The organism is Roseovarius sp. SCSIO 43702 (assembly GCF_019599045.1).
Taxonomy (GTDB): Bacteria; Pseudomonadota; Alphaproteobacteria; order Rhodobacterales; family Rhodobacteraceae; genus Roseovarius.
This window is the reverse complement of sequence record NZ_CP080623.1, coordinates 740,258-765,318: the sequence shown is the minus strand read 5'-3', so window position 1 is coordinate 765,318 and position 25,061 is coordinate 740,258. Positions and strand designations below refer to the sequence as shown.

26 protein-coding genes and 2 riboswitches are annotated in these 25,061 nt (G+C 69.1%); of the genes, 12 read left to right on the top strand and 14 right to left on the bottom strand.

Annotated features, from left to right (window positions below; genetic code table 11):
- Positions 1–12 precede the first annotated feature (12 nt).
- The 4 genes from K1T73_RS03570 to K1T73_RS03555 form a co-directional block, all read right to left on the bottom strand.
- Complete coding sequence (locus K1T73_RS03570) at positions 13–183, bottom strand: hypothetical protein (protein WP_220603811.1); 171 nt, start codon at positions 181–183, stop codon at positions 13–15.
- Positions 184–358: 175 nt separating this feature from the next.
- Positions 359–565, bottom strand: a complete 207-nt coding sequence (locus K1T73_RS03565) for a hypothetical protein (protein ID WP_220602618.1) — start codon at positions 563–565, stop codon at positions 359–361.
- 65 nt (positions 566–630) lie between these two features.
- Positions 631–1,812 carry a 23S rRNA (adenine(2503)-C(2))-methyltransferase RlmN gene (gene rlmN / locus K1T73_RS03560; RefSeq protein ID WP_220602617.1) on the bottom strand — a complete coding sequence of 394 codons (1,182 nt, stop codon included), beginning with the start codon at positions 1,810–1,812 and terminating at the stop codon, positions 631–633.
- A 119-nt stretch (positions 1,813–1,931) separates the two neighbouring features.
- The gene (locus tag K1T73_RS03555; protein WP_220603598.1) at positions 1,932–2,432 is read right to left on the bottom strand and encodes an invasion associated locus B family protein; all 501 of its coding nucleotides are present in this window, start codon (positions 2,430–2,432) and stop codon (positions 1,932–1,934) included.
- Between the two features lie 230 nt (positions 2,433–2,662).
- On the opposite strand from K1T73_RS03555, the gene K1T73_RS03550 reads away from it, so the two are divergent.
- The 4 genes from K1T73_RS03550 to K1T73_RS03535 all read left to right on the top strand — a co-directional run bounded on the left by K1T73_RS03550 (position 2,663) and on the right by K1T73_RS03535 (position 5,478).
- The gene (locus tag K1T73_RS03550) at positions 2,663–3,664 is read left to right on the top strand and encodes an asparaginase (protein ID WP_220602616.1); all 1,002 of its coding nucleotides are present in this window, start codon (positions 2,663–2,665) and stop codon (positions 3,662–3,664) included.
- A gap of 209 nt (positions 3,665–3,873) precedes the next feature.
- Complete coding sequence (locus tag K1T73_RS03545) at positions 3,874–4,110, top strand: EF-hand domain-containing protein (RefSeq protein WP_220602615.1); 237 nt, start codon at positions 3,874–3,876, stop codon at positions 4,108–4,110.
- A gap of 109 nt (positions 4,111–4,219) precedes the next feature.
- Positions 4,220–4,391, top strand: a riboswitch (FMN riboswitch).
- 83 nt (positions 4,392–4,474) lie between these two features.
- On the top strand, positions 4,475–4,909 hold the full coding sequence (locus K1T73_RS03540) for a 6,7-dimethyl-8-ribityllumazine synthase (protein WP_220602614.1): 435 nt from the start codon (positions 4,475–4,477) through the stop codon (positions 4,907–4,909).
- Positions 4,910–5,037: 128 nt separating this feature from the next.
- Entirely contained in the window at positions 5,038–5,478 is a 441-nt protein-coding gene (locus K1T73_RS03535) for a hypothetical protein (RefSeq protein WP_220602613.1), read from the top strand.
- Positions 5,479–5,480: 2 nt separating this feature from the next.
- Here the strand turns inward: K1T73_RS03535 and K1T73_RS03530 are convergent, their stop codons facing one another.
- The 4 genes from K1T73_RS03530 to K1T73_RS03515 all read right to left on the bottom strand — a co-directional run bounded on the left by K1T73_RS03530 (position 5,481) and on the right by K1T73_RS03515 (position 11,092).
- On the bottom strand, positions 5,481–6,167 hold the full coding sequence (locus K1T73_RS03530) for an ATP-binding cassette domain-containing protein (RefSeq protein ID WP_220602612.1): 687 nt from the start codon (positions 6,165–6,167) through the stop codon (positions 5,481–5,483).
- Entirely contained in the window at positions 6,154–7,710 is a 1,557-nt protein-coding gene (locus K1T73_RS03525; RefSeq protein ID WP_220602611.1) for a thiamine/thiamine pyrophosphate ABC transporter permease ThiP, read from the bottom strand. The genes K1T73_RS03530 and K1T73_RS03525 overlap by 14 nt, the downstream gene beginning before the upstream one ends.
- Positions 7,686–8,669: a thiamine ABC transporter substrate binding subunit gene (thiB, locus tag K1T73_RS03520; RefSeq protein WP_220602610.1), complete on the bottom strand. Its 984-nt coding sequence runs from the start codon at positions 8,667–8,669 to the stop codon at positions 7,686–7,688. The genes K1T73_RS03525 and thiB overlap by 25 nt, the downstream gene beginning before the upstream one ends.
- Before the next feature lie 43 nt (positions 8,670–8,712).
- Positions 8,713–8,824, bottom strand: a riboswitch (TPP riboswitch).
- Between the two features lie 66 nt (positions 8,825–8,890).
- On the bottom strand, positions 8,891–11,092 hold the full coding sequence (locus K1T73_RS03515; protein WP_220602609.1) for a primosomal protein N': 2,202 nt from the start codon (positions 11,090–11,092) through the stop codon (positions 8,891–8,893).
- A gap of 87 nt (positions 11,093–11,179) precedes the next feature.
- On the opposite strand from K1T73_RS03515, the gene fsa reads away from it, so the two are divergent.
- The 5 genes from fsa (at position 11,180) to K1T73_RS03490 (ending at position 15,332) form a co-directional block, all read left to right on the top strand.
- The gene (gene fsa, locus K1T73_RS03510) at positions 11,180–11,833 is read left to right on the top strand and encodes a fructose-6-phosphate aldolase (protein ID WP_220602608.1); all 654 of its coding nucleotides are present in this window, start codon (positions 11,180–11,182) and stop codon (positions 11,831–11,833) included.
- Between the two features lie 187 nt (positions 11,834–12,020).
- Entirely contained in the window at positions 12,021–12,824 is an 804-nt protein-coding gene (locus K1T73_RS03505; protein WP_220602607.1) for a class I SAM-dependent methyltransferase, read from the top strand.
- Between the two features lie 128 nt (positions 12,825–12,952).
- On the top strand, positions 12,953–13,660 hold the full coding sequence (locus K1T73_RS03500; protein ID WP_220602606.1) for a DUF484 family protein: 708 nt from the start codon (positions 12,953–12,955) through the stop codon (positions 13,658–13,660).
- Entirely contained in the window at positions 13,657–14,583 is a 927-nt protein-coding gene (locus K1T73_RS03495; RefSeq protein WP_220602605.1) for a tyrosine recombinase XerC, read from the top strand. The genes K1T73_RS03500 and K1T73_RS03495 overlap by 4 nt, the downstream gene beginning before the upstream one ends.
- A gap of 35 nt (positions 14,584–14,618) precedes the next feature.
- On the top strand, positions 14,619–15,332 hold the full coding sequence (locus tag K1T73_RS03490) for a phosphatidylcholine/phosphatidylserine synthase (protein ID WP_220602604.1): 714 nt from the start codon (positions 14,619–14,621) through the stop codon (positions 15,330–15,332).
- Positions 15,333–15,429: 97 nt separating this feature from the next.
- On the opposite strand, the gene K1T73_RS03485 is transcribed toward K1T73_RS03490, so the two are convergent.
- Both K1T73_RS03485 and K1T73_RS03480 read right to left on the bottom strand, forming a co-directional pair.
- On the bottom strand, positions 15,430–16,191 hold the full coding sequence (locus K1T73_RS03485) for an ABC transporter permease (protein WP_220602603.1): 762 nt from the start codon (positions 16,189–16,191) through the stop codon (positions 15,430–15,432).
- On the bottom strand, positions 16,188–17,117 hold the full coding sequence (locus K1T73_RS03480) for an ABC transporter ATP-binding protein (RefSeq protein WP_220602602.1): 930 nt from the start codon (positions 17,115–17,117) through the stop codon (positions 16,188–16,190). The genes K1T73_RS03485 and K1T73_RS03480 overlap by 4 nt, the downstream gene beginning before the upstream one ends.
- Positions 17,118–17,369: 252 nt before the next feature.
- Here K1T73_RS03480 and K1T73_RS03475 point away from each other — a divergent pair, with 252 nt between their 5' ends.
- Positions 17,370–18,626 (top strand): NAD(P)/FAD-dependent oxidoreductase, encoded by a 1,257-nt coding sequence (locus tag K1T73_RS03475; RefSeq protein ID WP_259400431.1) that lies wholly within the window; start codon positions 17,370–17,372, stop codon positions 18,624–18,626.
- Between the two features lie 90 nt (positions 18,627–18,716).
- Here the strand turns inward: K1T73_RS03475 and K1T73_RS03470 are convergent, their stop codons facing one another.
- The 3 genes from K1T73_RS03470 to K1T73_RS03460 all read right to left on the bottom strand — a co-directional run bounded on the left by K1T73_RS03470 (position 18,717) and on the right by K1T73_RS03460 (position 22,293).
- The gene (locus K1T73_RS03470; protein WP_220602600.1) at positions 18,717–19,172 is read right to left on the bottom strand and encodes a DUF6173 family protein; all 456 of its coding nucleotides are present in this window, start codon (positions 19,170–19,172) and stop codon (positions 18,717–18,719) included.
- Positions 19,165–20,226 (bottom strand): MBL fold metallo-hydrolase, encoded by a 1,062-nt coding sequence (locus K1T73_RS03465; protein ID WP_220602599.1) that lies wholly within the window; start codon positions 20,224–20,226, stop codon positions 19,165–19,167. The genes K1T73_RS03470 and K1T73_RS03465 overlap by 8 nt, the downstream gene beginning before the upstream one ends.
- Before the next feature lie 351 nt (positions 20,227–20,577).
- Positions 20,578–22,293 (bottom strand): acyl-CoA dehydrogenase, encoded by a 1,716-nt coding sequence (locus K1T73_RS03460; RefSeq protein WP_220602598.1) that lies wholly within the window; start codon positions 22,291–22,293, stop codon positions 20,578–20,580.
- Between the two features lie 85 nt (positions 22,294–22,378).
- Between K1T73_RS03460 and K1T73_RS03455 the strand changes: the two genes are divergently transcribed.
- Complete coding sequence (locus K1T73_RS03455) at positions 22,379–23,320, top strand: L-threonylcarbamoyladenylate synthase (RefSeq protein WP_220602597.1); 942 nt, start codon at positions 22,379–22,381, stop codon at positions 23,318–23,320.
- 238 nt (positions 23,321–23,558) lie between these two features.
- On the opposite strand, the gene K1T73_RS03450 is transcribed toward K1T73_RS03455, so the two are convergent.
- Positions 23,559–24,125, bottom strand: coding sequence for a YqgE/AlgH family protein (locus K1T73_RS03450; RefSeq protein ID WP_220602596.1), 567 nt, complete (start codon positions 24,123–24,125; stop codon positions 23,559–23,561).
- Positions 24,126–24,239: 114 nt separating this feature from the next.
- On the opposite strand from K1T73_RS03450, the gene K1T73_RS03445 reads away from it, so the two are divergent.
- Positions 24,240–25,040 (top strand): protein-disulfide reductase DsbD domain-containing protein, encoded by an 801-nt coding sequence (locus tag K1T73_RS03445; RefSeq protein ID WP_220602595.1) that lies wholly within the window; start codon positions 24,240–24,242, stop codon positions 25,038–25,040.
- The last annotated feature ends 21 nt before the right edge of the window (positions 25,041–25,061 follow it).

Sequence of the window (25,061 nt, the reverse complement as noted above, 5' to 3'; positions counted from 1 at the left end):
CGGAACCGTCGGTCAGGCCACCAGCTGCGCGGGCAGGCCGCAAAGCGCGTCGCCGCGCAGGATCGAGGTGACGACGCGCCCCTCGTCCGTGTCGCGGATGGCATAGCCGTAGCCGCGCAGGCGGTGTTTCCACTCGCGCTCGGACACCGCCATGCGGCGCTCGCGCAGGACAAGGTCCATCACGTTGGAGGGCTCAAATGCGTCATCTGTGTCATCGTTTCTCTTCCCTGAACAAATAACAGTGAAACCTGGCTATTTTGCAGAAACGGCGACAATTCAGTCGAAATTGGGCACGGAAAAGAAATTTCGGGGCAAATGGACGAAAATACGCGCAAGGGTTGCACGCGGTCGGGACGCATCAGGCCAGGTCGCCGGGAAGGCGGCAGATTTCGACACCGTGCGGCAGCGTCGTGACCACGAGGCCCGTGGCGGTGCGGTCGAGAGCGTAGCCGTGGCCCCGCAGCGCGCGTTCCCACTCGGCCCGGCTCCGCGCCCTGTCGCGTTCGCGGCGCAGGAGCGCGATGACGCCACGCTCGACCGTGGGATCCTTGCGGATATGTATCATGACGCGGCCCCTCCTTCGCCGGTCACGCTATGCCGGAAAGGATTAAGATCCCGTAAGCGCCGCCGTCAGGAGGGCAGGCCGGTCTCGTCGGCGATCTGGCGGCGCGACTTGCGGGCGCGTTCCGTGGCCGACTTGAGCTGACCGCAGGCGGCCATGATGTCCTCGCCACGGGGCGTGCGGATCGGGCTTGCGTAGCCCGCCTTGTAGATGATGTCGGCAAAGCGGCGGATGCGCTCGGGCGTGCTGCGCTCGTACGGGGCGCCGGGCCATTCGTTGAAGGGGATGAGGTTGATCTTGGCCGGGATGCCCTTGATGAGCTGCACCAGCCGCCGCGCGTCCTCGTCGCTGTCGTTCACGTCCTTCAGCATCACGTATTCGAACGTGATCCGCTCGGAATTGCTGAGGCGCGGATAGTCGCGCAGCGCGCCGAGGAGCGCCTCGATGTTCCACTTCCTGTTGATCGGCACCAGCTTGTCGCGCACCTCGTCGGTGGTGGCGTGGAAGCTGACGGCGAGGAGACAGCCGATCTCCTCGGCCGTCTTGGCGATCTCGGGCACCACGCCCGAGGTCGAGAGCGTGATGCGGCGGCGCGAGAGGCTGATCCCCTCGCCATCCATCGCGATCTTCATCGCGTCGCGCACGTTCTCGAAATTGTAGAGCGGCTCGCCCATCCCCATCAGCACGATGTTGGACAGAAGCCGCGTCTCGTCCTTGGGCGCGCCCTGCTCGGGCCATTCGCCCAGATCGTCGCGTGCCATCATCACCTGGCCCACGATCTCGCCGGCCGTCAGGTTGCGCACCAGCTTCTGCGTGCCGGTATGGCAGAAGGAACAGGTGAGCGTGCAGCCCACCTGTGAACTGATGCAGAGCGTGCCGCGATCGGCCTCGGGGATATAGACCACCTCGACCTCGTGCCCGCCGGCGATGCGCGCGAGATACTTGCGCGTGCCGTCGCTGCTCACCTGTTTCGAGACTATCTCGGGGATGCGGATCTCGAAATGTTCGGCCAGGTCGGCGCGGTAGGCCTTGGCGAGGTTCGTCATCTCCGAGAAGTCGCGCACGCCCCATTGATAGACCCATTGCCAGATCTGCCCGGTGCGCATCCGGGCCTGCTTTTCCGGCGTGCCATGGGCGATCAACGCCTCGCGCAGGCCATCGCGGGTAAGGCCCACGATGTTGATCTTCCCTTCCGGCATCTTGCGCGGAATGGTCATGACGTCCTGGGTGATCGGCGTATCGGCGGGCATGGCGTGGCTCGGCTCGGTCGGAATGGATTGTTGTCCCTACAATATGGGGCGGCGATTGAAAAGCGAAACACCCCGGCCCTTGCGGGACCGGGGCGCGCGATGCCGGGCCGGTGCCGCCGTCACTGGCAGCGTTTCGCGGCCTCTTCCAGCGCGGCGGTATAGCCGATGAGCGAGAACGTGTCCTTGGTCTGGGTGCCGCGGCTCGACCGGGCGGTGAGCGTCACGTCCGCCCCCGCCTTCATCGCCGCGATGATCTGCGCATCGTCCTGCGGGTTGGCGGGCCACGCCCATTCGCCCTCGGTGAACAGCTCGAAGCTCTTGCCGCCGACGCTCACGTTCACGGTCGAGCCGCCCGCGAAGGGATAGCCGCCGGTGAAGGCCACCTGCCCGTTCACGCCCGCCGCCGGGCGGAAGAAGGTCATCAGCAGGATCGAACCGCGCCGCACCGCGACGGTCTGACCCCCGCGCGTGTTGACCGTTTCGGTCGGGGCGGAGACCGCCCAGCATTCCTTGGGGTCGTCGTCCTTGAAAACGCTCCAGGCGGTGTTCGCCGCGACCTGGTTGGTGCTTTCCTGTTGCGCAGACGCCGGTTGCGTCAGAAGCGCGAGTGCCATCACCATCGCGCCACGCTTGAAATATGATACCATCAGTGTCCAGCCTCCAAGCTGTCCGTTGCCTCAATTCCGGGACCGGCGCAGCTTGCGCCCCGCGAGGGGGTCTTTTGCGGTTGCCACCGGCCAAATCCTGCTCGACATTGCAACAATAGCCTATAACAGGCGAGAGTCGAAAGCCCGAATTGGCGAAAAGTCGCACATGCCCGCGCGACCGTCCGAGACCTGCAGGAGAGACCATGTCGCACCCCGCTTCCCCCGTCCCGCTTGTCGAAATCTGGCGCGGCCCGCTGGCCGAAAGCCGGCACACCGGACATGCGGTGATCTGCGACGAGGCCGGAGGGATCGTGGAGGCCTGGGGCGATCCCGATGCGCTGATCCTGCCGCGCTCGTCCTCGAAGATGATCCAGGCGCTGCCCCTCGTGGAAAGCGGCGCGGGCGACCACCTCTCCTCCGAGCAACTGGCGCTGGCCTGCGCGTCGCATAGCGGGGCGCCGGCGCATACCTCGCGGGTGGCGGCCTGGATGGCCGACATGGGGCTTTCGGATGCCGATTTCCGCTGTGGACCGCAGATGCCCATGGGCGAGGCCGCGCGCGACGAGATGATCCGCGCGGGCGAGACCCCCTGCCAGGTGCACAACAACTGCTCGGGCAAGCACGCGGGCTTTCTCACGCTCGCACGGCATCTCGGCGCGGGGCCGGAGTATGTCGAACCGGACCACCCGGTGCAGCGCGCCTGCCTCGCCGCCTTCGAGGAGGTCACGGGCGAGACGAGCCCCGGCTACGGCATCGACGGCTGTTCGGCCCCGAACCATGCCTCGACCCTGCTCGGGATGGGACGCGCCATGGCGGCCTATGCCGCCGCGACCGAGGGCGGGGATGCCCGGAAGGCCGCGATGGTGCGCCTGCGCGAGGCGATGATGGCGCATCCCGACCTCGTCGCCGGCGAAGGGCGCGCCTGCACCGAGCTGATGCGGGCCTGCTCCGAGCCCGTCGCGCTGAAGACCGGGGCCGAGGGATTCTACATCGCGATCATTCCGGGCCGGCGCATGGGCATCGCGCTCAAGATCACCGATGGCGCCACGCGCGCCGCCGAATGCGTGATCGCCACGCTCCTCGTGCGGCTGGGCGTGCTGGAACCGGACCACCCCACGGCGCGGAAATTCATGTGTCCCGAGATCCTGAATTTCCGCAAGATCGTCACCGGCGAGATCCGCCCGGCCCCGCAACTTCTGGCCTGAACCGCGGTTCCCGGAACGTTCCGTCCGCCTTGCGCGCCGTTCCGCCGATAGCGCTATTTTGCCTATGCAATCAACCACTTTCGGCGAAGATGTGCAGGCCCGGCGCCGGACCCGAGATAGGGGGCAGACAAGCGCACGATTCATCCCCATGTGTTGCGTCGAGGGCGACACACGCTCTCCGAAACACTGAACCCAAAAGGAGCAACCTAATGTTCAAGCAAGTCACAGCAGCCACCTTCGTCGCAGCCCTGGCCCTTCCCGCATTCGCAATGGAGGCGATGGACGCCGACGGCGACGGCATGGTGTCGATGGACGAGTTCAACGCAGCCATGCCCGATGCGGGCGAAGACACGTTCACCTCGATCGACACCGATGGTGACGGCATGCTCTCGGCCGACGAGGTCGAAGCGGCGAAAGAAGCCGGCACGCTGCCCAGCGACGGCTGATACCGGGGTCCCTCCCGGGGAAGGCACTTACCTCCGGCCTTCCCGCCCCGTGGCGCCCAGCGCGTCACGGGGTTTTTCTTGTCTCGGCGGTCCTTTCCTGCGATCCTCGCGCCACTCTCAGGGCGGGGCGGAATTCCCCACCGGCGGTAACGGGGCCAGCGCGCGCAGGCACGCCCCCCGAAGCCCGCGAGCGCCTCGGGTTTGCGACGCAAGCCCTTGGGACAGCAGACCCGGTGCAACTCCGGGGCCGACGGTCACAGTCCGGATGGAAGAGAGCGACGGGACGGCGAGGACGCGCAAGGCGGCCTTTCTCCTTTCGTTTGACGCTCTGGGTGACGTGTCAGATGTGAAAGGAGACCCGACCATGACACCACCCCGCTACGCCTTCATCAAGGCCAACTGGCATTCCGACATCGTCGATCGCGCGCTCGACGGCTTTGCCGAGGTCATCCCCGCCACCCGGATCGACGTCTTCGACGTGCCCGGCGCCTTCGAGATGCCGCTTCTCGCGCGCGATCTCGCGGCGACGGGCCGCTATGCCGCCGTGGCGGCGGCGGCGTTCGTGGTGGATGGCGGCATCTACCGGCACGATTTCGTGGCGGGGGCCGTGGTCGACGGGCTGATGCGCGCGGGGCTCGACACGGGCGTGCCGGTCCTCTCGGTCTCGCTCACCCCGCACCAGTACCAGGAGACGGACCACCACCGCGAGATCTTCGCCGCGCATTTCGTCGAGAAGGGCCGCGAGGCCGCCCGCGCCGCGCTTGCGATCACCGAGACCCGCGCGGCTCTCGCGGCCTAGCGTGTCGGCGAAGGGGTGCGCGCCCCGCGCCCGCCCCTTCGCCCCGACGCTTCGGCCCCGGACGAACCGTTCGCGCTGTGCCTTCCCGCGCCGGCGGGTCAGAAGGGATGGCAAAGAGGAGACCGCCCATGCCCCTGCCCGCCCCCGCTTCCGAACGGTTCACCACCCAGTCGGGCCTTCGCGTCTCGGTCCAGGTGCCCGAGACACATACCGACCGCCTGCTCGCGGCGGTCCTCGCGGTCGATGGCCTGACATACGGCGACTATGACCGGGTCAGCTTCTCGACCGCGCCGGGCCGCCAGAGCTTCCGCTCGCTGGGCACCGGCCGCAATCCCGCCACCCCGGACACGGTCGAGGTGCCCTGCGTCGAGCTTTCCCTCTTCCTCGCGGATGAAACCCGGCTTACGCCGCTTCTCGAGGCGCTCTACCACGCCCACCCCTACGAGGAGCCGGTCATCTTCGTCACCCCCGCCATCCGCACCCGCCACAAACGCGGGCTGGACGAGGACAACCCGAACCGCTTCTGGAACGGGCCGCCGCAGGACTGGGTGCCGCCCGAGCACCGCTGAGACTACCCGAGGTAGCGCCGCAGCACCGGAGGCGGATCGGCGAAAAGCGCGCGCGTCTCCACCGGCGGGGCCGCGCGGCCCTCGGCCACGACGATCACCTCGTCGGCGATGCGGCGCGCGTCGTCGGGATGGTGGCTGACCATCAGCACCGTGGCGCCCGTTTCGGCGGCGAGATCGGCCACCATGTCGAGCATCTCGGCCCTGAGCGCCGGGCCGAGCGCCGCGAAGGGCTCGTCGAGCAGCAGCAGGTCGCGCCGCTGCACCAGCACGCGCGCGAGCGCCACGCGCGCCCGCTGCCCGCCCGACATTTCCGAAGGCTGGCGCCGCTCGAGCCCGGCAAGGCCCACCCGCCCGAGCGCCTGCGTCACCCGCGCATCGCCCGCCATGGCGAGACGCGGCGCGAGGCCCAGCCCCACGTTCTGCGCGGCGGTGAGGTGGGGGAAAAGATTGCCCTCCTGGAACAGCATCGCCACGGGCCGCGCGCCGGGCGCGAGCGGGCCGAGGTCGCGCCCCTCCCACGTGATGCGCCCCTCCACGGGCCGGATGAATCCCGCCACAGCCTCGAGAAGCGTGGTCTTGCCCCCGCCCGAGGGTCCGATGACGGCCACCCGGCGGCCCTTCTGCACCGCGAGATCGGCGCGCAGCTCGAACTCGCCCGCGCGGATCACGCAGCCCTCAAGCCTCAGCATGCCACCGCCCCCCGCGATCGAGCGTCCAGAAAAGCGCGAGCGACAGCACCAGCAACAAGAGCGCCGCGCCCGCCGCCTGCTCCATCCGGTAGGCGCCCATCAGGCGGTAGACCTGCAGGGGGAGCGTCGCCGTCTCGGGATCGGCGAAAAGCGCGATGACGCCCAGATCGCCCATCGACAGCGCCGCCGACAGCCCCGCGGCAAAGCCGATCTGCGCGCGCAGGCGCGGGATCATCACCAGCGCCATGAACCGCCATCCGGTGATCTGCAGCCCCAGCGCCAGCCGCCCATGCGCCGCCACGGCCTCGCGCGCCGCCGGCCCGAGGATGCGCAGCGCGAAGGGCAGCGCCATCACCGCGTTGACCAGCGCCGTGACCGGCAGGGCGAGCGCGAAGGGGTCGGCCACCGGCCGCACGAGGATGAAAAGCCCCGTGCCGATCACCAGCGGCGAGGCCGCGAGGCCGAGGAGCCCCGAGACCTCGACCACGCCCATCCGCCCCCGCGCCACCGCCGCCGCCATCGGCAGGGCGAGCGCGAGGACCAGCGCCGTGCTGCCCGCCGCCACCAGGAGCGACACGCCCGCCGCGCGCCAGACCTGCACCGGCAGGTCCGCGAGCCCCGGCAGCCCCGCCGCCACGATCGCGGCCAGCGGCACGATCAGGAAAACGGCGGCGAGCGCGATCCACGCCGCGTCGCCCGCGCGCGCCGCCCGCCCCCGCGCGTCCCAGCGCCGCACCGCGCGGCCCAGCCCCGCGCCGAACCCCGCGCCCGCCCCGGCGGCCAGCGCGAGCGAGGCGGCGGCGATGGTCAGCACGAGCTGCACCCCCGACAGGAGCGCCGCGCGGCCGAGGTCGAAATCGAAGCGGAACGCCTGGTAGATCGCCAACTCGATCGTCGTCGCGCGCGGCCCGCCCCCGAGCGTCAGCGCGACCGCGAAGCTCGTGAGGCAAAGCGCGAAGACGACCGCCAGCGCCCCCGGCACCACCCGCGAGAGCATCGGCCACTCGATCAGGCGCCACATGGCCCAGCCCTCGATCCGAAGCTGCGCGGCAAGGCGGAAGCGTTCGTCCGGCACCTCCTGCCAGCCCTGGAGGATGAGCCGGGTGGCCAGCGGCAGGTTGAAGAAGACATGCGCGAGCACCACGCCGTGCAGCCCGTAGATCGAAAGCGGCGGCAGGCCCAGAAGGCCGAGGCCCGCGCTCACCCAGCCCGCGCGGCCGAAGACGGTGACGAGGCCCAGCACCGCCACGATGACGGGCAGGATGAAGGGCGCGCCCAAAAGCGCGACGAGCGCCGCGCGCCCCCGGAAACGCCGCCGCGCCAGCGCGCGTGCCACCGGCACGGCAAGCCCGACGCTCAGCACCGCCGAGAGCACCGCCTGCACCAGCGTGAAGCGCAGCGCCGCCCAGTCACCCGGCGCGAAGCGGCCGCCCGCCTCGGCCGTGGCCGCGACGGTGCCCAGCGTGCCCAGGATCACCGCCGCCACCAGCGCGGCGGCAACGGCCCCCGGCCACGCGCTTACCGGCTGAGCGCGCGCAGCCATTCGTCGAGCGCTTCGTCACGGATCGCGGCCGCCTCCTCGGGCGGGAAGAGAAGCGCGTCCTCGGGGGTCACGAGTTGGCCGAACCCGTCGGGCAACCCGCCCTCCGGCATCACGGCGGGATACATCCAGTTGGTCGTGGGCAGGATCGACTGCGCCGCGTCACTCACGAGGAATTGCAGAAACTCGCGCCCGAGGTCGGGCGTGTCGCTCGTCTCCATCAGGGCCGCCACCTCGACCTGCATGTAATGGCCCTCGTCGAAGACCGCCGCCGCCTTGCCCGCGTCCTCCTCGGCGATGAGGTGATAGGCCGGCGAGGTCGTGTAGCTCAGCACCATGTCGGCCTCCCCCTCGAGGAAAAGGCCATAGGCCTCGGACCAGCCCTTGGTCACCGTCACGATGTTGTCGGCCAACTCCTCCCAGATCGCGGGCGCGTCGTCGCCATGCGCGGCCTTGACCCACATCAGAAGGCCAAGCCCTGGCGTCGAGGAGCGCGGGTCCTGGATCACGATGCTCACCTCGCTTTCGCCAAGCGCGCGGAAATTCGCGGGCGGCTCGAGGCCCTTGTCGTGGACAAAGGCGAAATAGCCCCAGTCATAGGGCACGAAGACCGGATCGGCCCATTCGACGGGCAGGTCATAGGCAGCCTCGACGCCGCTTGGCGCGAAAAGGCCCGTTTCGGTGGCCGCCGCCATGAGGTTGGTGTCGAGCCCGAGGACCACGTCCGCCTCCGACCGCTCCCCCTCGAGACGCACCCGCGCCAGGAGCGCCGCGCCATCCTCGACGCCCACGAATTTCAGGTCGCAGTCGCAGGTCGCCTCGAACGCCGCCTCGATCTTGGGCCCCGGCCCCCAGTCGGCGACAAAACTGTCATAGGTATAGACGGTCAACTCCCGCGTGTCGGCGGCCGCGGCGACCGCACTTACACTCAGGAATCCCGCTGCAAATCCAAGATACTTCATGATCTTTCCCTCTTGTCTTGGCGAGCGAGAGGGCAAGGGGCGCGATCCGCGCGAGAACCTTCCCTCCGCCGGTTCTAGCCGGTTCAGGTTCAACGGGTTCGCGGGAGCCGCATCTCAGTCCCGGCCAGAGGCCTGGGACACCCCGAGGTGAGCCAGAGCCTAGGCGCGCCGCCGGGAAGGTTCAAGCGGGTTCTGCGGTCTGGGTCGGGATGCGCGCTGCCTCAAAGGAAACTCTGCGGGTCGATGTCGACGGTGAGGCGCAGGTTGGCCGAGGGCCGGATCTGGCCGATCCATTCGGCGATGGCCGGTTGCAGCGCGGTGCCCTTGGGCGCCTTGACCAGAAGGCGCACGCGGTGGCGGCCCCGGATGCGCGCGACGGGGGCGGCGGCGGGACCGTAGACCTGCGCGCCGGCCGCGCGCAAGGGTCCGTCGCGCCGCGCGAGCGCGCTGCCCGCGTCGAACGCCTCCTGCGGGTCGGGAGACGAGAGGATGATGCCCGCCATGCGCCCGAAGGGCGGCACGCCCGCCGCCTCGCGCTCGCGCGCCTCGGCCCGCCAGAACCCCTCCTCGTCGCCCGCGAGGATCGCGCGGATGACCGGATGCTCGGGCTGGAACGTCTGGAGAAGCGCCGTGCCCGGCTTCTCGGCCCGCCCCGCGCGCCCCGCCACCTGCCGCATCAGTTGAAACGTGCGCTCCGCCGCGCGCAGGTCCGAGCCCTGGAGCCCGAGATCGGCGTCGATCACGCCCACGAGCGTGAGGTTCGGAAAGTTGTGCCCCTTGGCGACGAGCTGCGTGCCGATCACGATATCGGCGCCGCCCGCCCCGATGGCCGCGATCTCGGCCTTGAGCGCGCGGGCCGAGCCGAAAAGGTCCGACGAGAGCGTCGCGATCCGCGCCTCGGGGAAAAGCGCGGCCGCCTCCTCGGCCAGCCGCTCGACCCCCGGGCCGACCGCCGCCAGCTTGCCCTCCACCTCGCAGGCGGGGCAGGCCGCGGGCAGGGGCGCCGTCTCGCCGCATTGGTGGCACATGAGCCGCCCGAGGAAACGGTGCTCGACCATGCGCGCGTCGCAGTGGGGGCAGCCGATCTGGTGCCCGCAGGCGCGGCAGATCGTGACCGGGGCATAGCCGCGCCGGTTGAGGAAGAAGAGCACCTGCTCGCCCCGCTCGATCCGCGCCCGCGCCGCCGCCTGCAGGGTGGGCGAGATCCAGCGGCTGCCCGGCAGATCCTCGGCCCGCATGTCGATCGCGCGCAGCTCGGGCATCACCGCCTCGCCGAACCGCGCGCCGAGGTCGAGCCGGGCGTATTTCCCCGCCTCGGCATTGACCCATGTCTCGAGGCTGGGCGTGGCCGAGGCCAGCACCACCTGCGCGCCGCAGATCGACGCGCGCAGCACCGCCATGTCCCGCGCGTTGTAGAGAACGCCGTCCTCCTGCTTGTAGGAACTGTCATGCTCCTCGTCGACGACGATGAGGCCGAGGTCGCAGAACGGCAGGAACAGCGCCGAGCGCGCGCCGACGACCACCTGGCAGCCGCCCTCGCCCACCATCTTCCACGCGCGGCGGCGTTCGGTCATGGTCACGCCCGAATGCCACTCGGCGGGCATGGCGCCGAAGCGGGCGCGCAGGCGGCGCAGGAACTCCTCGGTGAGCGCGATCTCGGGCAGCAGGACCAGCGCCTGGCGGCCCTGCCGCAGGCATTCCGCCACCGCCTCGAGATACACCTCGGTCTTGCCCGAGCCGGTGACGCCGCGCAAGAGCGTGGTGCCATAGCCACCCCCGGCAATCCCCTGCCGGAGCGCCTCGGCGGCGGCCGCCTGGTCGGGCGTCAGCTCGGGGCCGGGGCGCGCGAGGTCGAGCGGCGCATAGGGCAGGTCGCGCGGCGCCTCCTCCTCGACCACCGCGCCCAGCTTGACGAGGCCCTTGATCACCGAGGACGACACGCCCGCGTGATCGGCCAGCTCCCCCAGCGTGAAGGCCAGCCCGCCATACGCCTCGAGCACCGCCAGCACGCGGGCGCGCGCATCCGTCATCCGCTCGGGCGTGGCGTGGCCGGCGCGATAGACCTTGCGCATCGAGGGCGGATCGCCCAGGCCCGGCGCGCGCGTGGCAAGGCGCAGCATCGCCGAGAGGGGCGTCAGCGTGTAGTCCCCCGCGCGGGTCAGGAACTCCTGCATCTCCTCGCGCATCGGCGCCACGTCCAGCACGCGATTCGCATGGCGCACCTTCGCGAGGTCGAAATCGCCCCGCCCCGGCCCCCAGACCACGCCCAGCACCTTGCGCGGCCCGAGCGGCACCTCGACGAACGCTCCCGCCTGCGCCCCGCCCTCGGGCGCGCGGTAATCGAGCGTCCGGTCAAGCGGTTGCGTCGTCAGCACCGAGATCAGCTCTCCGTGGTCGAAAAATCCGGGCGGTTGCGGCGACACGCGCACCTCGCGTCAGGGGTTTCGGCAGGCTTTGGCATGGGGTACACCCGTCGCGACAGATATGCCAATCCGCCGGAGGGATGCGCCATGAAATTTTTCGTCGATACCGCCGAAGTCGACCAGATCGCCGAGCTCAACGACCTCGGGATGGTGGACGGTGTCACCACCAACCCCTCGCTGATCCTGAAATCGGGCCGCGACATCCTCGAGGTCACGAAGGAGATCGCGGGGATGGTCGACGGCCCCGTCTCGGCCGAGGTCGTGGCGCTCGAGGCCGACGAGATGATCGCCGAGGGCCGCAAGCTCGCCAGGATCGCCGACAACATCGCCGTGAAGGTGCCGCTCACCTGGGCCGGGCTCAAGGCGTGCAAGGTGCTCTCGGGCGAGGGCAACATGGTCAACGTGACGCTGTGCTTCTCGGCCAACCAGGCGTTGCTGGCGGCCAAGGCGGGGGCGACCTTCATCTCGCCCTTCATCGGGCGGCTCGACGACATCAACCTCGACGGGATGGAGCTCATCGCCGACATCCGGCAGGTCTATGACAATTACGGCTACGAAACCCAGATCCTCGCCGCCTCGATCCGCACCGTGAACCACGCGCATCAATCCGCCATGATCGGCGCCGACGTGATGACCGCGCCGCCCAAGGTGATCAAGGCGATGGCCGACCACCCCCTCACCGACAAGGGGCTCGATGCGTTCATGAAGGACTGGGAGAAGACGGGGCAGAAGATCTTGTGAGGGCTGGATCGCCGATGGTCTCGGACGCCCGTCGGAGCGATCCGGCCGGCGTTCTTGAGGCTGTGGGAAGGGAAAAGGCTATATTTCAAGTGTTGCAACTACTGGATGACAGCAAGTCCAAAGGGGTTGAATAAAGGTCGATCTTGGTCAAAACCTGTTACAAGCTACAGGAGTCAATATTTTATCAATGCTTGAACGTCTGTTTTACAAGAAACGCCGATTCTATGATGATGACTTTGATTGGGACAATTATACCAGTGATAGTTATGCGCGGCGGATTAAGAATGACATCGAGAGCGAGTTCATAACGAAGGTTGACCCGGCGGATGTAGATATTGACTTTGATGCTGGTCGGGTGCGTCTCAAGGGAGCGAGTATGCATCCCAACCATCAGTTGCTTCTCGATGCAGTGGCGTATCTTCAACCTGCCTCGGTGCACGAGGTAGGTTGTGGCGGTGGGGACCACGTCGCCAATATAAACCGATTGTTCCCTGAGTGCGCAGTAAGTGGTGGCGATCGGGGTCTTACACAGTTGGAGATGGCCACCTCGCGGCATCCGGAGTTATACGGAAAATTAGGCGTTCAAGACATAACAATGCCATACTCGTCTCATTGGCCGAAGGCGGAACTAGTCTATAGTCAGGCCGTGATAATGCATATTCATACGGCCGTTAGCCATCTGGTAGCATTGAGCAATATGTTTCATTGTGCGAAGAGCCACGTCCTGCTGATCGAAAATACTCAATGCCACAACTTTGTTAAAGATTTGACGGCACTACGTGACGCCGGACACCTGCCTTGGCAAAACATGCAATTGCATATCTTTGAACGAAACGGCGCACGTGGAATTCTTGCATCGAATCAAGCTCTGGACTTGCCAGTGCTAAGCAGTGATGCGCAACTTCGCAAAGGACTGAAACCATCGCAACGCCGGCTAAAGCGCTCGAACGATGACAGTGCTCGTGGACTCTATGGGTTCGAGACTCCGTGAGCAGGGTAAACCCACCCCACTCTCCCCCCACCCACCCCCCAAAAATCCGCCACCTCTCCCAAATCAGGTGAAGATTTCCCCGCAACCCCATGCTATAAGGCCCGAAAACACCAAGGCCCGAGGCAGGCATGAGCAGCAAACCCCGCATGGACCCTTCCCTGCGCGAGAAGATCATCACGCAGCCCGATGTCATCCTCGATGACAATGACCTGATGCGCGCGCTCATCGCCGCGAATGAACGCGCCATGGGCGGCAATATCGTCGACCTGCGCGGCATCGCCATGGACCGGCTCGAGGCGCGGCTGGACCGGCTCGAGGACACGCATCGCAGCGTCATCGCGGCGGCCTACGAGAACCTCGCGGGCACCAACCTCATCCACCGCGCCATCCTGCGGATGCTCGACCCGGTCGAGTTCGAGACTTTCCTGCACGACCTCGGCGGCGACGTGGCCGAGATCCTGCGCGTCGATTCGGTGCGGCTCATCCTCGAATCGGTGCAGGACGATGAGGATCCCTCGATCCGGCGCATGGGCGACGTGCTCTCGGTCGCGGGGCTGGGCTTCGTCGAGACGTACCTGGCGCAGGGCCGCGCCCGCGCCGACCGGCCCGTGACCCTTCGCCAGGTCCACGAGGCCGACCCGCGGGTGCACGGCAAGGCCGCGCAGTTCATCCGCTCCGAGGCCTGCATCCGGCTCGACTTCGGCGAGGGGCGCCTGCCCGGCATGCTGGTCATGGGCGCCGAGGACCCGCACCAGTTCACGCCCCAGCAGGGCACCGACCTGCTCGCCTTCTTCGGCGGGGTGTTCGAACGCGCGATGCGGCGCTGGCTGTCGTGATCTCGCCCGCGGCCCGCGACGCGTTGCAGGCCTGGCTCGACACCGCGCGCGCGCTGCGCGGCGCTTCGGACAACACGGTCGACGCCTACGGGCGCGACGTGGCCGAGTTCCTGGCCTTCTTCTCGGAACATGCCGGCGGAGAGGCGGGGATCGCGGCGCTGGGCCGCGTCACCGTGACCGACATGCGCGCCTGGATGGCGCATATGCGCGCGCGCGACATCGGCCCGCGCAGCCTCGCGCGGAAGCTCTCGGCGGTGAAATCCTTCTTCCGCTTCCTCGCCGACCGCGAGGGGCTCGACCCGAGCGCGGTCCTCGCGGCGCGCGGGCCGAAATTCACCCGCAAGCTGCCCCGCCCGCTCTCGCCCGGCGCGGCGCGCGAGGTGATCGAGACGGTGGGCGAAAGCTCGGGCATCCCCTGGATCACCGCGCGCGACACGGCCGTCGTGACGCTTCTCTACGGTTGCGGGCTGCGGATCTCCGAGGCGCTGTCGCTCACCGGCGCCGACCTGCCGCTTCCCGAGACGCTGCGCATCACCGGCAAGGGCGGCAAGGAGCGTGTCGTGCCGGTCCTCGCGGCGGCACGCGACGCGGTGACGCTTTACGCGCGGCTCTGCCCGCACCCGATCACGGGCGCCTCGCCGCTCTTCTTCGGGCTGCGCGGCCGCGCGCTGGGCCCGCGCGCGGTGCAGAAGGCGGTGGAGCGCACGCGGCTGCGCCTCGGCCTTCCGGCCACCGCCACGCCCCACGCCATGCGCCACAGCTTCGCCACCCACCTGCTCAATGCCGGCGGCGACCTGCGCGCGATCCAGGAACTCCTGGGCCACGCGTCGCTCTCGACGACACAGGCCTATACCGGCGTCGACACCGCCCGCCTGATGGAGGTCTACAGCGCCGCGCATCCCCGCGCACGGGGCAAAGCCTGATTGCGCGGGCACGCGATATGAGGCATGACACCGCCATGGATTTGCGACTGAAGGCGCTTTGCGTCCACCTCTTCACCGCCACCGGCGCCGTCTTCGCGATGCTGGCCATGCTGGCCGCCGTCGAGGGGAAATGGAGCCTGATGTTCCTCTGGCTCGTCGTGGCCTTCGTGGTCGACGGGATCGACGGGCCGCTCGCCCGCAAATACGCGGTGAACGAGAACGCGCCACGCTTCGACGGGGTGACGCTCGACCTGATGATCGACTATCTCACCTACATCTTCATCCCCGCCTTCGCGCTCTTCGCCTCGGATTTGCTGCCGGGCTGGACGGGCTGGGTCGCGATCATCGTCATCACCTTCGCCAGCGTCCTCTACATGGCCGACACCGGCATGAAGACCGAGGACAAGTCCTTCTCGGGCTTCCCGGCGGCGTGGAACATGCTGGTCCTCGTCGTTTTCGCGATCGAGCCGAATTTCTGGATCACCCTCGCGATGGTGGTGGCGCTCGCCGTGGCGATGTTCCTCCCGCTCAAGTTCATCCACCCGGTGCGCACGAAGCGCTGGCGCTGGCTCTCGCTGCCCGTCGCGCTGGCCTGGACCTTCTTCGCGGGCTGGGCCGCCTGGGTCGATTTCCACCCCGAAAGCTGGGCGCATTGGGGGCTGATCCTGACCTCGGTCTACCTCGTCTTCGCGGGCATCGTGCAACAGATCGTCCCGCCGCGCGGCGAAGTCACCGGGATGGATCTCTGATCCACCCCGCCCTTCTTCTTGCCCGAAATATCCCGGGGGGGGCCGTGAAGGCCCGCAGGGCGTTCGCGGCAGGGGGCTGGCCCCCTGGCCCGGCCCCTCAGCTCTTGATCCGGTAGCCCGTCCTGAAGATCACCCAGACCACCGCGAGACAGATCGCCGTGAACCCCGCGATCGCCGCGAGACTCGCCGCCACCGGCACGTCGGCCACCCCGAAGAAGGACCACCGGAACCCGCTGATGAGATAGACCACCGGGTTGAAGAGCGTCACGGTCTGCCACGCCTCGGGCAGCATCGAGATCGAGTAGAACGCCCCGCCCAAAAAGACGAGCGGTGTGATCACCAGGAGCGGGATGAGCTGCAATTGCTGGAAATTCTCCGACCAGATCCCGATGATGAAGCCGAACAGGCTGAACGACACGCAGGTCAGCAGCAGGAAGGCCACCATCGCCACCGGATGCGCGATCTCGATCTCGACGAAGAAGCGCGCGGTGAAAAGGATGATCACCCCGATCAGGAGCGCCTTCGTGGCCGCCGCGCCCACGTATCCCACCACGATCTCGAGGAAGTTGATCGGCGCCGAGAGAAGCTCGAAGATCGTGCCGATGAATTTCGGGAAATAGATCCCGAAACTCGCATTGCTGATCGCCTGTTGCATCACGCTCAGCATGATGAGCCCCGGCACGATGAACGCGCCATAGCTCACGCCCTCGACCTCGCTGATGCGGCTGCCGATGGCCGCGCCGAAGACCACGAAGTAGAGCGTGGTCGAGATGACGGGCGACAGAAGGCTCTCCATCAGCGTGCGGAAGAAGCGTTTCATCTCGTAGACATAGATCGCCCTGACGGCCGGGAGGTTCATGCCGCATCCTCCTTGATGAGCCCCACGAAGATGTCCTCGAGGCTCGATTGCCGCGTATCCACGTCGCGCAAGGACAACCCCTCGCGCGCGATCGCCTGGAGAAGGCGCGTGATGCCCGTCCCGCGCCCGTGGCTGTCATAGGTATAGATCAGGCTCATCCCGTCGCCGCCCAGGCGCAGGTCGTAGTCGCCCAACCCCTCGGGCACCCGCTCCAGGCGCTCGTGCAGGTCGATGCGCAGCTCCTTCTGGCCCATCCGCGCCATGAGGGCGCCCTTCTCCTCCACCAGCAGGATCCGGCCCCCGGTGATCACCGCGACGCGGTCGGCGATGGCCTCCGCCTCCTCGATGTAATGGGTGGTCAGGATGATCGTCACCCCGTCGCGGCGCAGCCCCTCGACGATCTGCCACATGTCGCGGCGCAGCTCCACGTCGACGCCCGCCGTCGGCTCGTCGAGGAAAAGCACACGCGGCTCGTGGCACAGCGCCTTGGCGATCAGCACCCGCCGCTTCATGCCCCCCGAGAGCTCGCGGATGCGCGCGCCCCGCTTGTCCCAGAGGCTGAGCTGCCGCAGCGTCCGCTCGATCAGCGCCTCGTCGCGCGGCTTGCCGAACAGCCCGCGCGAGAAGCGCACGGTGTTGATGACCTTCTCGAACGGCTCGAGCGCCACCTCCTGCGGCACGAGCCCGATCATCGCCCGCGCGCGGCGGTAGTCGCGCACCACGTCATGCCCGCCCACGCGCGCCGTGCCGCCCGAGGGCGTGACGATCCCGCAAAGCGTCGAGATGAGCGTCGTCTTGCCCGCCCCGTTCGGCCCCAGGAGCGCGAGGATCTCGCCCTCCTCGATGGTCAGGTCCACGCTTTTCAGCGCCTCGAACCCGCCCTCGTAGACCTTGCTCAGACCTTCGACCTCGACGATCGCCGCCATTGCCGCCCTCCCCGCGTCATGTGCCGCAAGACATAGGCCATTCGGGCCCGGACCGGAAGCGCGTGTTCCCGCAGGGTGGGGTCTCGCATGATGCGCGGGAACGCGTGGCCTGCCGGCCACCTTTCGCGTGCGCCGCCGCCCTTCGCGCCCCTCCCCTCTCGACGGCGGCGTGCAAACCCGCCATCCTGCCACGGCGAGCGATCCCGCTTGCCCGCACCGGCTGCGTCCGCCCGAACCCCGAGGACCGCTTTCATGCCTTCCGATCCGCACATCGTCATCGTCGGCGCGGGCGCCGCCGGTATCGGCGCCGCCATGGCCTGCGCCGCGCGCGGCATCCCCTACGTGGTGCTCGAGGCCGCCGACCGCGTGGGCGGGCGCGCGCTCACCGATGCCGAGGATCTGCCCGGCATCTGGGACAAGGGATGCCACTGGCTCCATTGCGCGGAGGTGAACCCGCTGGTGCCCCATGCCGATCGGCTGGGCGCGGTCTACGACACCGCGTCCCGTGACGACACCTTCGCCACGTGGAGCGGCGGCGCGTTTCTCACCGGCGCCGAGCTTTCGGACTGCGACGCCGCCATCGAAGCGGCCTTCGCGGCGACCTATGCGGCGGGCGAGGCGGGCCACGACGGGCCGATCACCGATGTCCTGCCCGATCTCGGACGGTGGGCGCCGCACGCCCGCGCGATCCTGCAACTCCTGGTGGGCGACGATCCCGAGTGCGATTCCGCCTCCGCCTATGCCGATTACGACGACACCGGCCATGACTGGCCCGTGCGCTCGGGCTACGGCGCGCTCATCACCGCCATGGCGCGCGGGCTCGACATCCGCACCGGCGTCGCCGTCACCGCGATCTCCCGAACCGGAGAGGGCGCGCGGGTCGAGACGACGGGCGGCACGCTCGACGCCCGCGCCGTCATCGTGACCTGCTCCACCTCGGTCCTCGCCTCGGGGGCCATCCGCATCGACGCGGGCGAGCCGGCGGCGCGCGTGCTCGACACCATCGCCCACATGCCCTGCGGATCCTTCGAGAAGGTGGCCTTCGCCCTGGACGCGCTGCCGCCGGGCATGGACGGCAAGGAATATCTCCTCGTCGACACCGGCGCGGACGACCCGGTGGTCGAATTCCAGGTGGTGGGCGGCGCGCAGCCGATGATGATCTGCAACATCGCCGGCACACCGGCGCGCGACCTGGCCGCGATGCCGCCCCGCGCCCGCGTCGATTTCGCCCTCGCCCGCCTCCGCGCCGCCTTCGGCACCGGCATCGCGCGCGCCGTCATCCATACCGGCACGACCGACTGGACCAACGACCCGCTCATCCTCGGCTCCTACTCGCGCACCGATCCGGGCCATGCAGAGGCCCGCCGCGACGCCATCGCCGCCGACACCGGCCGCGTCGCCTTCGCGGGCGAGGCCTTCTCGCTCGACTGGCAGGCCACGGCCCACGGCGCCTGGCAAAGCGGCCAGGACGTCGCCAACCGCCTCGCCCGCCGGATCGCACCGGGATGAGGCGGGGCACGCGCCCCTTCTTCTTGCTTCAAATATCCTGGGGTGAGCGGGGAAACCCCCGGTTTCCGCGCGAGGGGCAACGCCCCTCTCTCACCCCTCCTCGAGCGCCTCGGCCAGACGGAAGCCGATCCGCTCGGGTTCGGCCTCCTCCACCTGCTTGGGCAGCGCGCGCAGCATCACGCTGAGCTGGCTCACATGCTGGACAAGCTGCGTCTTGGTGCCGGTCGGGTCGGTTCCGTAGAAGGTCACGATATCGGGGTCGAAATATCCCATCCCCTCGATGCGGATCACGCCGGTCGTGTCCCCCGCGAAGCCCATCGCGATCTCGTGCTCGTTGTCGAGCGTCTTCTCGAAATTCTGGATGTAGAGGATGAGCCGCTCATAGGCCCATTGCGCCGGGCTCTTCTCCTCCACCGGCTTGAGGTTGACCCCCTCGGTCAGTTGCTCGCTCTGCCGGGCGCGGTCGGGATCGGCATGCACCTCGCGGCAGCGCGGGATCGCCGCCGCCTCCAGCGCCTCGGCCGAGGTCTTGATCTCGTCATCCATCGCGTCTCTCCTTCCTCTGCCAAAGCCATGCCCCGTCCCCGCGCGCCCTGCGCGTGACCCGGCCAGCCTGATGCAGATGGTTGAGATGCGCAACCGCCTCGACAAGGGCCAGCCCGTAGGTGCCCGCGTCGATCCGCCGCTTGAAGAGCGGGCCGAAACATTCGGCGGCGGTGCGCGGCACCTCGAGATGCGCCTCGAGCCGCCTGAGCGCGCCGTGGTGGTTCTCGACCAGTTGCCGCATCCGGTGCGGCAACCCGGTGAAGGGCAGCTTGTGGCCCGACAGCACGAGCTCGCCCCCGGTCGCGACGGCGCCCAGCCGCTCGCAACTCTCCAGCCAGTCGGCCAGCGGGTCGGCCTCGGGTTCGGTCGGGTAGACGCCGATATTGGGGCTGATCGAGCTGATGATCTGGTCGCCCGCGATCACCAGCGCTCCGTCCCGGCTCCAGAGCGTGACGTGTTCGGGCGCGTGCCCGTATCCCATCCGCACGTCCCAGTCGCGCCCGCCCGCGCGGATCACGTCCCCCTCGCGCATCCGCGTGTAGCCCACGGGAAGCGGATAGCTCGTGTCGGCGAAATTGTAGGGCCGCTCACTCCTGCGCCGCTCGTAGACCTCCGCGTCCATGCCGGCGGCCCGCCAGAAGGCCAGCGCCTGCGGCGTCGGCCGCTCCTCCACGTCGAGGATCAGCATCCGCGCCATGAGATAGGCGGTGCGCGAGGTCCAGAGCTCCGCCCCGAACCGCGCCATCAGCCAGCCCGCCATGCCGATATGGTCGGGATGATGATGCGTGAGGATCACCCGACCCACCGGACGTCCGCCAAGCGGCCCGGCCAGCACGTCCTCCCAGAGCGCCACCGACCGTTTCGAGTGGATGCCGGTGTCCACCACCGTCCAGTGATCGCCCTCGTCGAGCGCGTAGATGTTGACGTGGTCGAGCGCCATGGGCAGCGGCAGGCGGATCCAGAGGATACCCTCGGCCACCTCCACCGCCTCGCCATGGCCGGGCGGCTCGGGCCACGGGGTGCGGATGCCGCTTGTCGTTGCTTGGGATGTCATCGCCCTGCCTCACATATCTCACCGCTCACTTGAACGCGCCAGCGGATAGGGTCAAGCAATCCCGGCGCGCAGCCCCCGACCGCGGGTGGGGGTGAAGCCCCCGCCCGTGGGGGCGGTCGGGGGCTGCCCGGCGTGCCGCCGGGCGACGCGCCGAAGATCACCGCCCCGGGCTCGACCCGGGGCCTCCCTGTTCAAAACTCCGCGCCTGCCGGTTCGAGGTCGCGGGTCAGGCCCGCGACGGGGTCGGTCTATCCTTGTCGGCCCCCGCGCCCCGGGCTTGACCCGGGGCCTCGGCATTGTCGCCCCCCGCGCCCCGGGCTTGACCCGGGGCCCCGGCCCGCCCGGCACAACCTATGCCGCGAAATCCTCGTCCGCGATCGCGTAGAGCCCCTCGGCCCCCGCCAGCGCGTGCGCGAGATGCGCGGCATGCTCGGGCAGCATCCGCTCGATGTAGAACCGCGCGAGGCGGGTGCGCTTGCCCTCGCCGCCCTCGCCCAGCGCGGCCGCCAGGTGGAAATGCGCGCCCAGCACCCGCGCCCAGCCCATCAGGAAGGGCACCGCCCCCGCGAACCGGTCCTGCGGCGCCTTCGCCACCAGCGCCTCCATCGCCTCGCGCAGCGCCTCGGCGGCCTGCCACACGGCACCCGCGAGGTCGGGCAGGGTGTCGCGCGCGATCTCGGCATTGCGCTCCACCTCGTCCAGAAGCGCCGCCCCGGCCTCGCCCCCGTCCATGAGCTTGCGCCCCACGAGGTCCATCGCCTGGATGCCGTTCGTGCCCTCGTAGATCGCCGTCACCCGCACGTCGCGCGAATACTGCGCGGCGCCCGTCTCCTCGATATAGCCCATGCCGCCATGCACCTGCACGCCCATCTCGGCCACGCGGATGCCCGTCTCGGTGCCGAACGCCTTGGCGATGGGGGTGAGGAACGCGGCCCGCGCGGTCCAGTCCGCCTCGCCGGTGGCGTGGCCCATGTCGATCGCCACCGCGCAGGCCATCGCGATCGACCGCGCGGCGAAGATCTCGGCCCTCATCGTGGCCAGCATCCGCCGCACGTCGGCGTGATCGAGGATCGTGCCGCTCCCGCCCGCGACGGGGCTGCGCCCCTGGCGGCGGTCCTGGGCATAGGCCAGCGCGTGCTGGTAGGCGCCCTCGGCCGCACCGATCCCCTGCCCGCCGACCCCCAGCCGCGCGTTGTTCATCATGGTGAACATGGCGCGCATCCCGTCATGCGCCTCGCCGATCAGCCACCCGGTCGCGCCGTCATACTGCATCACCGCCGTGGGCGAGCCGTGCAGCCCCATCTTGTGCTCGAGGCTCACGACCTTGAGATCGTTGGCGCGCCCCGGCTCGCCGTTTTCGTCGGGGATGTATTTCGGCACGAGAAACAGGCTGATCCCCTTCGTGCCCTCCACCGCGCCCGGAAGCCGCGCGAGGACGAGGTGACACACGTTCTCGGTGAAATCGTTGTCGCCCCAGCTGATATAGATCTTCTGGCCGGTGATCGCGTAGGTGCCGTCGCCATTGGGCTCGGCCTTGGTCTTGAGCGCGCCCACGTCCGATCCGGCCTGCGGCTCGGTCAGGTTCATCGTTCCCGACCACGCGCCGCTGACCAGCTTGGGGAGGTAGACGGCCTTCACCTCGTCGCTCGCGTGGTTCTCGAGCGCCTCGATCTGGCCCTGCGTCATCAGCGGGTTGAGCTGGAGGCTCAGGCACGCGGCGCTCATCATCTCGTTGACGGCGGTGGTAAGCGTCAGCGGAAGGCCCATGCCGCCATGTTCCGGGTCCGCCCCGATCGAGACCCAGCCGCCCTCGGCAATCGCCTTGTAGCCCTCGGCATAGCCGGGGCTCGTGCGCACCACGCCGTTCTCCAGATGCGCGGGATGCAGGTCGCCCGCGCGCTGGAGCGGGGCCAGAACCTCCTCGCACATGCGCCCCGCCTCGCCCAGGATGGCCGACACCATGTCGGGCGTCGCCTCGGCGAATTTCTCCGTCGCCGCGACCTCGTCGAAGGGAACGACGTGTTCCATGATGAACCGGTAATCCTCGACTGGCGCGCGATACGGCATGGGGTGCTCCAACTGACTTTTGCAATTCTTTGGCACATAGCCTAAGGCGGTTTCTCGATCCAGCAACGAAAACGCGGCGTCAGACATGCCCGAGACCGAGCTTCTTTCCGCCGATGCGCCCGGCATCGCCCGCGCCGCCGCCATCCTGGGCGACGGCGGGCTCGTGGCCTTTCCCACCGAGACGGTCTACGGCCTCGGCGGCGACGCGCGCTCGGACCTGGCGGTGGCGGGCATCTTCGACGCCAAGGGCCGGCCCCGCTTCAACCCGCTCATCGTGCATGTGCCGGATGCCGACGCGGCCCGCCGCTATGTCGCCTGGTCCGAGACCGCCGACCGGCTGGCAGGGGCCTTCTGGCCCGGCGCGCTGACGCTCGTGCTGCCGCTGCGCGCGGACCACGGCCTTTCGCCGCTCGTCACCGCCGAGCTGCCGACGCTCGCCATCCGCTGCCCCGCGCATCCGGTGGCCACCGCGCTTCTGCGCGCGGCAGACGCCCCGCTCGCGGCGCCCTCGGCCAACCCCTCGGGCCGGATCAGCCCGACGACGCCCGACCATGTCCTCGCCGGGCTTTCGGGGCGGATCGCCGCGGTGCTCGACGGCGGCGCCTGCACCGTGGGGCTCGAATCGACCATCGTGGGCCTTGGCCACACCCCCACCCTCCTGCGGCCCGGCGGCCTGCCGGCCGAAGCCATCGAGGCGGCGCTCGGGCATCCGCTCGCCCGGCGCGCGGCCAATGACACGCTCACCGCGCCGGGCCAGATGGCCTCGCATTACGCGCCCGGCGCGCGGGTGCGCCTCAACGCGACCGAGGCGCGGCCGGGCGAGTTGCTGCTGGGCTTCGGCGCGATGGAGTGCGACCTGAACCTCTCGCCCTCGGGCGACCTGGTCGAGGCGGCGGCGAACCTCTTCGGACATCTCCACGCGCTCGACGCCCGCGCGCCCGCCGGCATCGCGGTGGCACCCGTTCCGATGAAGGGCCTCGGCCTCGCGATCAACGACCGGCTCGCCCGCGCCGCCGCGCCACGGTAAAAAATCCCGCCTGATTTTCAGCGATTTTCCCGCGGCGCGCGCCTTGACCGGCCGCGCGCCACGTTAACCCCGGCCCCGGGCGGCCCGCGCACCGACGCGATACCGACGTGGATACCGACATGGATACCGACGTTCGGATTCGGCCCCGAAACCCCCGTTAACCAAGGGCCAGACGCACCGATTCGCGCGGACCCGCCCCCGCAGCGCCGCGCGTCGGTGTCATACCCTGTTCAGGAATTCAGGCCCGCCCGCCCTCGCTCGACAGCATCAGCGGCGAGATACCGAGCGCCGTGAGCGCCGCCTCCCACTTCCGCGCATCGCCCGTGCGGAAGACAAGCTCCGGCGTCGCGTCGCAGACGAGCCAGCCGTTCTGCGCGATCTCGGCCTCGAGTTGCCCCGGCCCCCACCCGGCATAGCCCAGCGCCAGGATCACGTCCTCCGGCCCGCCGCCCCGCGCCATGTCCTCGAGAATGTCGAGCGTCGCCGTCATCGCGAAATCCGGCGCGAACTCCATCGACGCGATCGACGAGGCATAGCCCCGGTCATGCAGCACGAAGCCGCGCCCATGCTCGACCGGACCGCCGAAATAGACCGGCACGTCGCGGGACAACACGTTCGTTTCTATGGACAATTGCTCGAGAAGATCGCCCAGCCGCAGATCCTCCGTCACCTTGTTCACGATGATGCCCATCGCGCCCTCGGCGGAATATGCGCAGATAAGAACGACCGAATGGGCGAACCGCTCGTCGCCCATGCCCGGCATGGCGATCAGAAGCTTGCCCGTCAGATCCGTATCAGCGCTCATTGTTCGACAATGGGCACTCGCGCGCGGCATCGCAACCCGCTCGTGCAGAAGGCGGCAACAAAACTGGCGGGAATGTGAGTTGGCATTTCCCCCGCCATGCCCCATGTGAATCATATGAAACAGCGTCTTCTGACCCTTCTCGCCCTGCTCTGCCTGCTCGCGCCGCCCGCCCTCGCGGATGAAAGCGTCGTCTCCGCACGCATCCTTCCCGGCTGGCGGATGGCCGACGGGACGCATATGGCGGGGCTCGAACTCACGCTCGACAGGGGGTGGAAGACCTACTGGCGCGCGCCGGGCGACGCGGGGATTCCCCCCGAATTCGACTGGCGCGGCTCGCGCAACCTCGCGGGTGCCCGCGTCCTCTGGCCGCGCCCCCGCGTCTATGACGACGCCGGGCTGCTCACCATCGGCTACAAGGATCGCGTGGTGCTGCCGCTTGCCGTGAAACCGGGCGAGACGGGGGGCGACGTGACGCTCGACACCGCGATCGACATGGGTGTCTGCCGCGACGTCTGCGTGCCGGTGCAGCTTCATGTCACAGGGACGCTGCCTGCAAGCGTGACGCGGCCCGACCCGGCCATCGCCGCCGCCCTCGCGGCCCGTCCGCTCGACGGGGACGAGGCGGGCGCCGGGGCCGTCACCTGCCGCATCGCGCCGGCCAAGGGCGGCCTGACGCTGACCGCGCAGGTGATGCTGCCCCCAACCGGCGGTGAGGAAACGGTCGTCGTCGAGACCTCGAACCCCGAGGTCTGGGTCGCCCCCGTGAAGACCTCCCGCTCGGGCAACGGGCTCAGCCTCAGCACCTATCTCGCCCATGCCTCGGGCCGTCCCTTCGCGGTCGATCGCTCGGGCCTGCGCTTCACCGTGCTGGGCGCGCAGCGCGCGGTCGAGATCGAGGGCTGCACCGGCGGCTGAGCCGGAGCGGCGCACCCACCC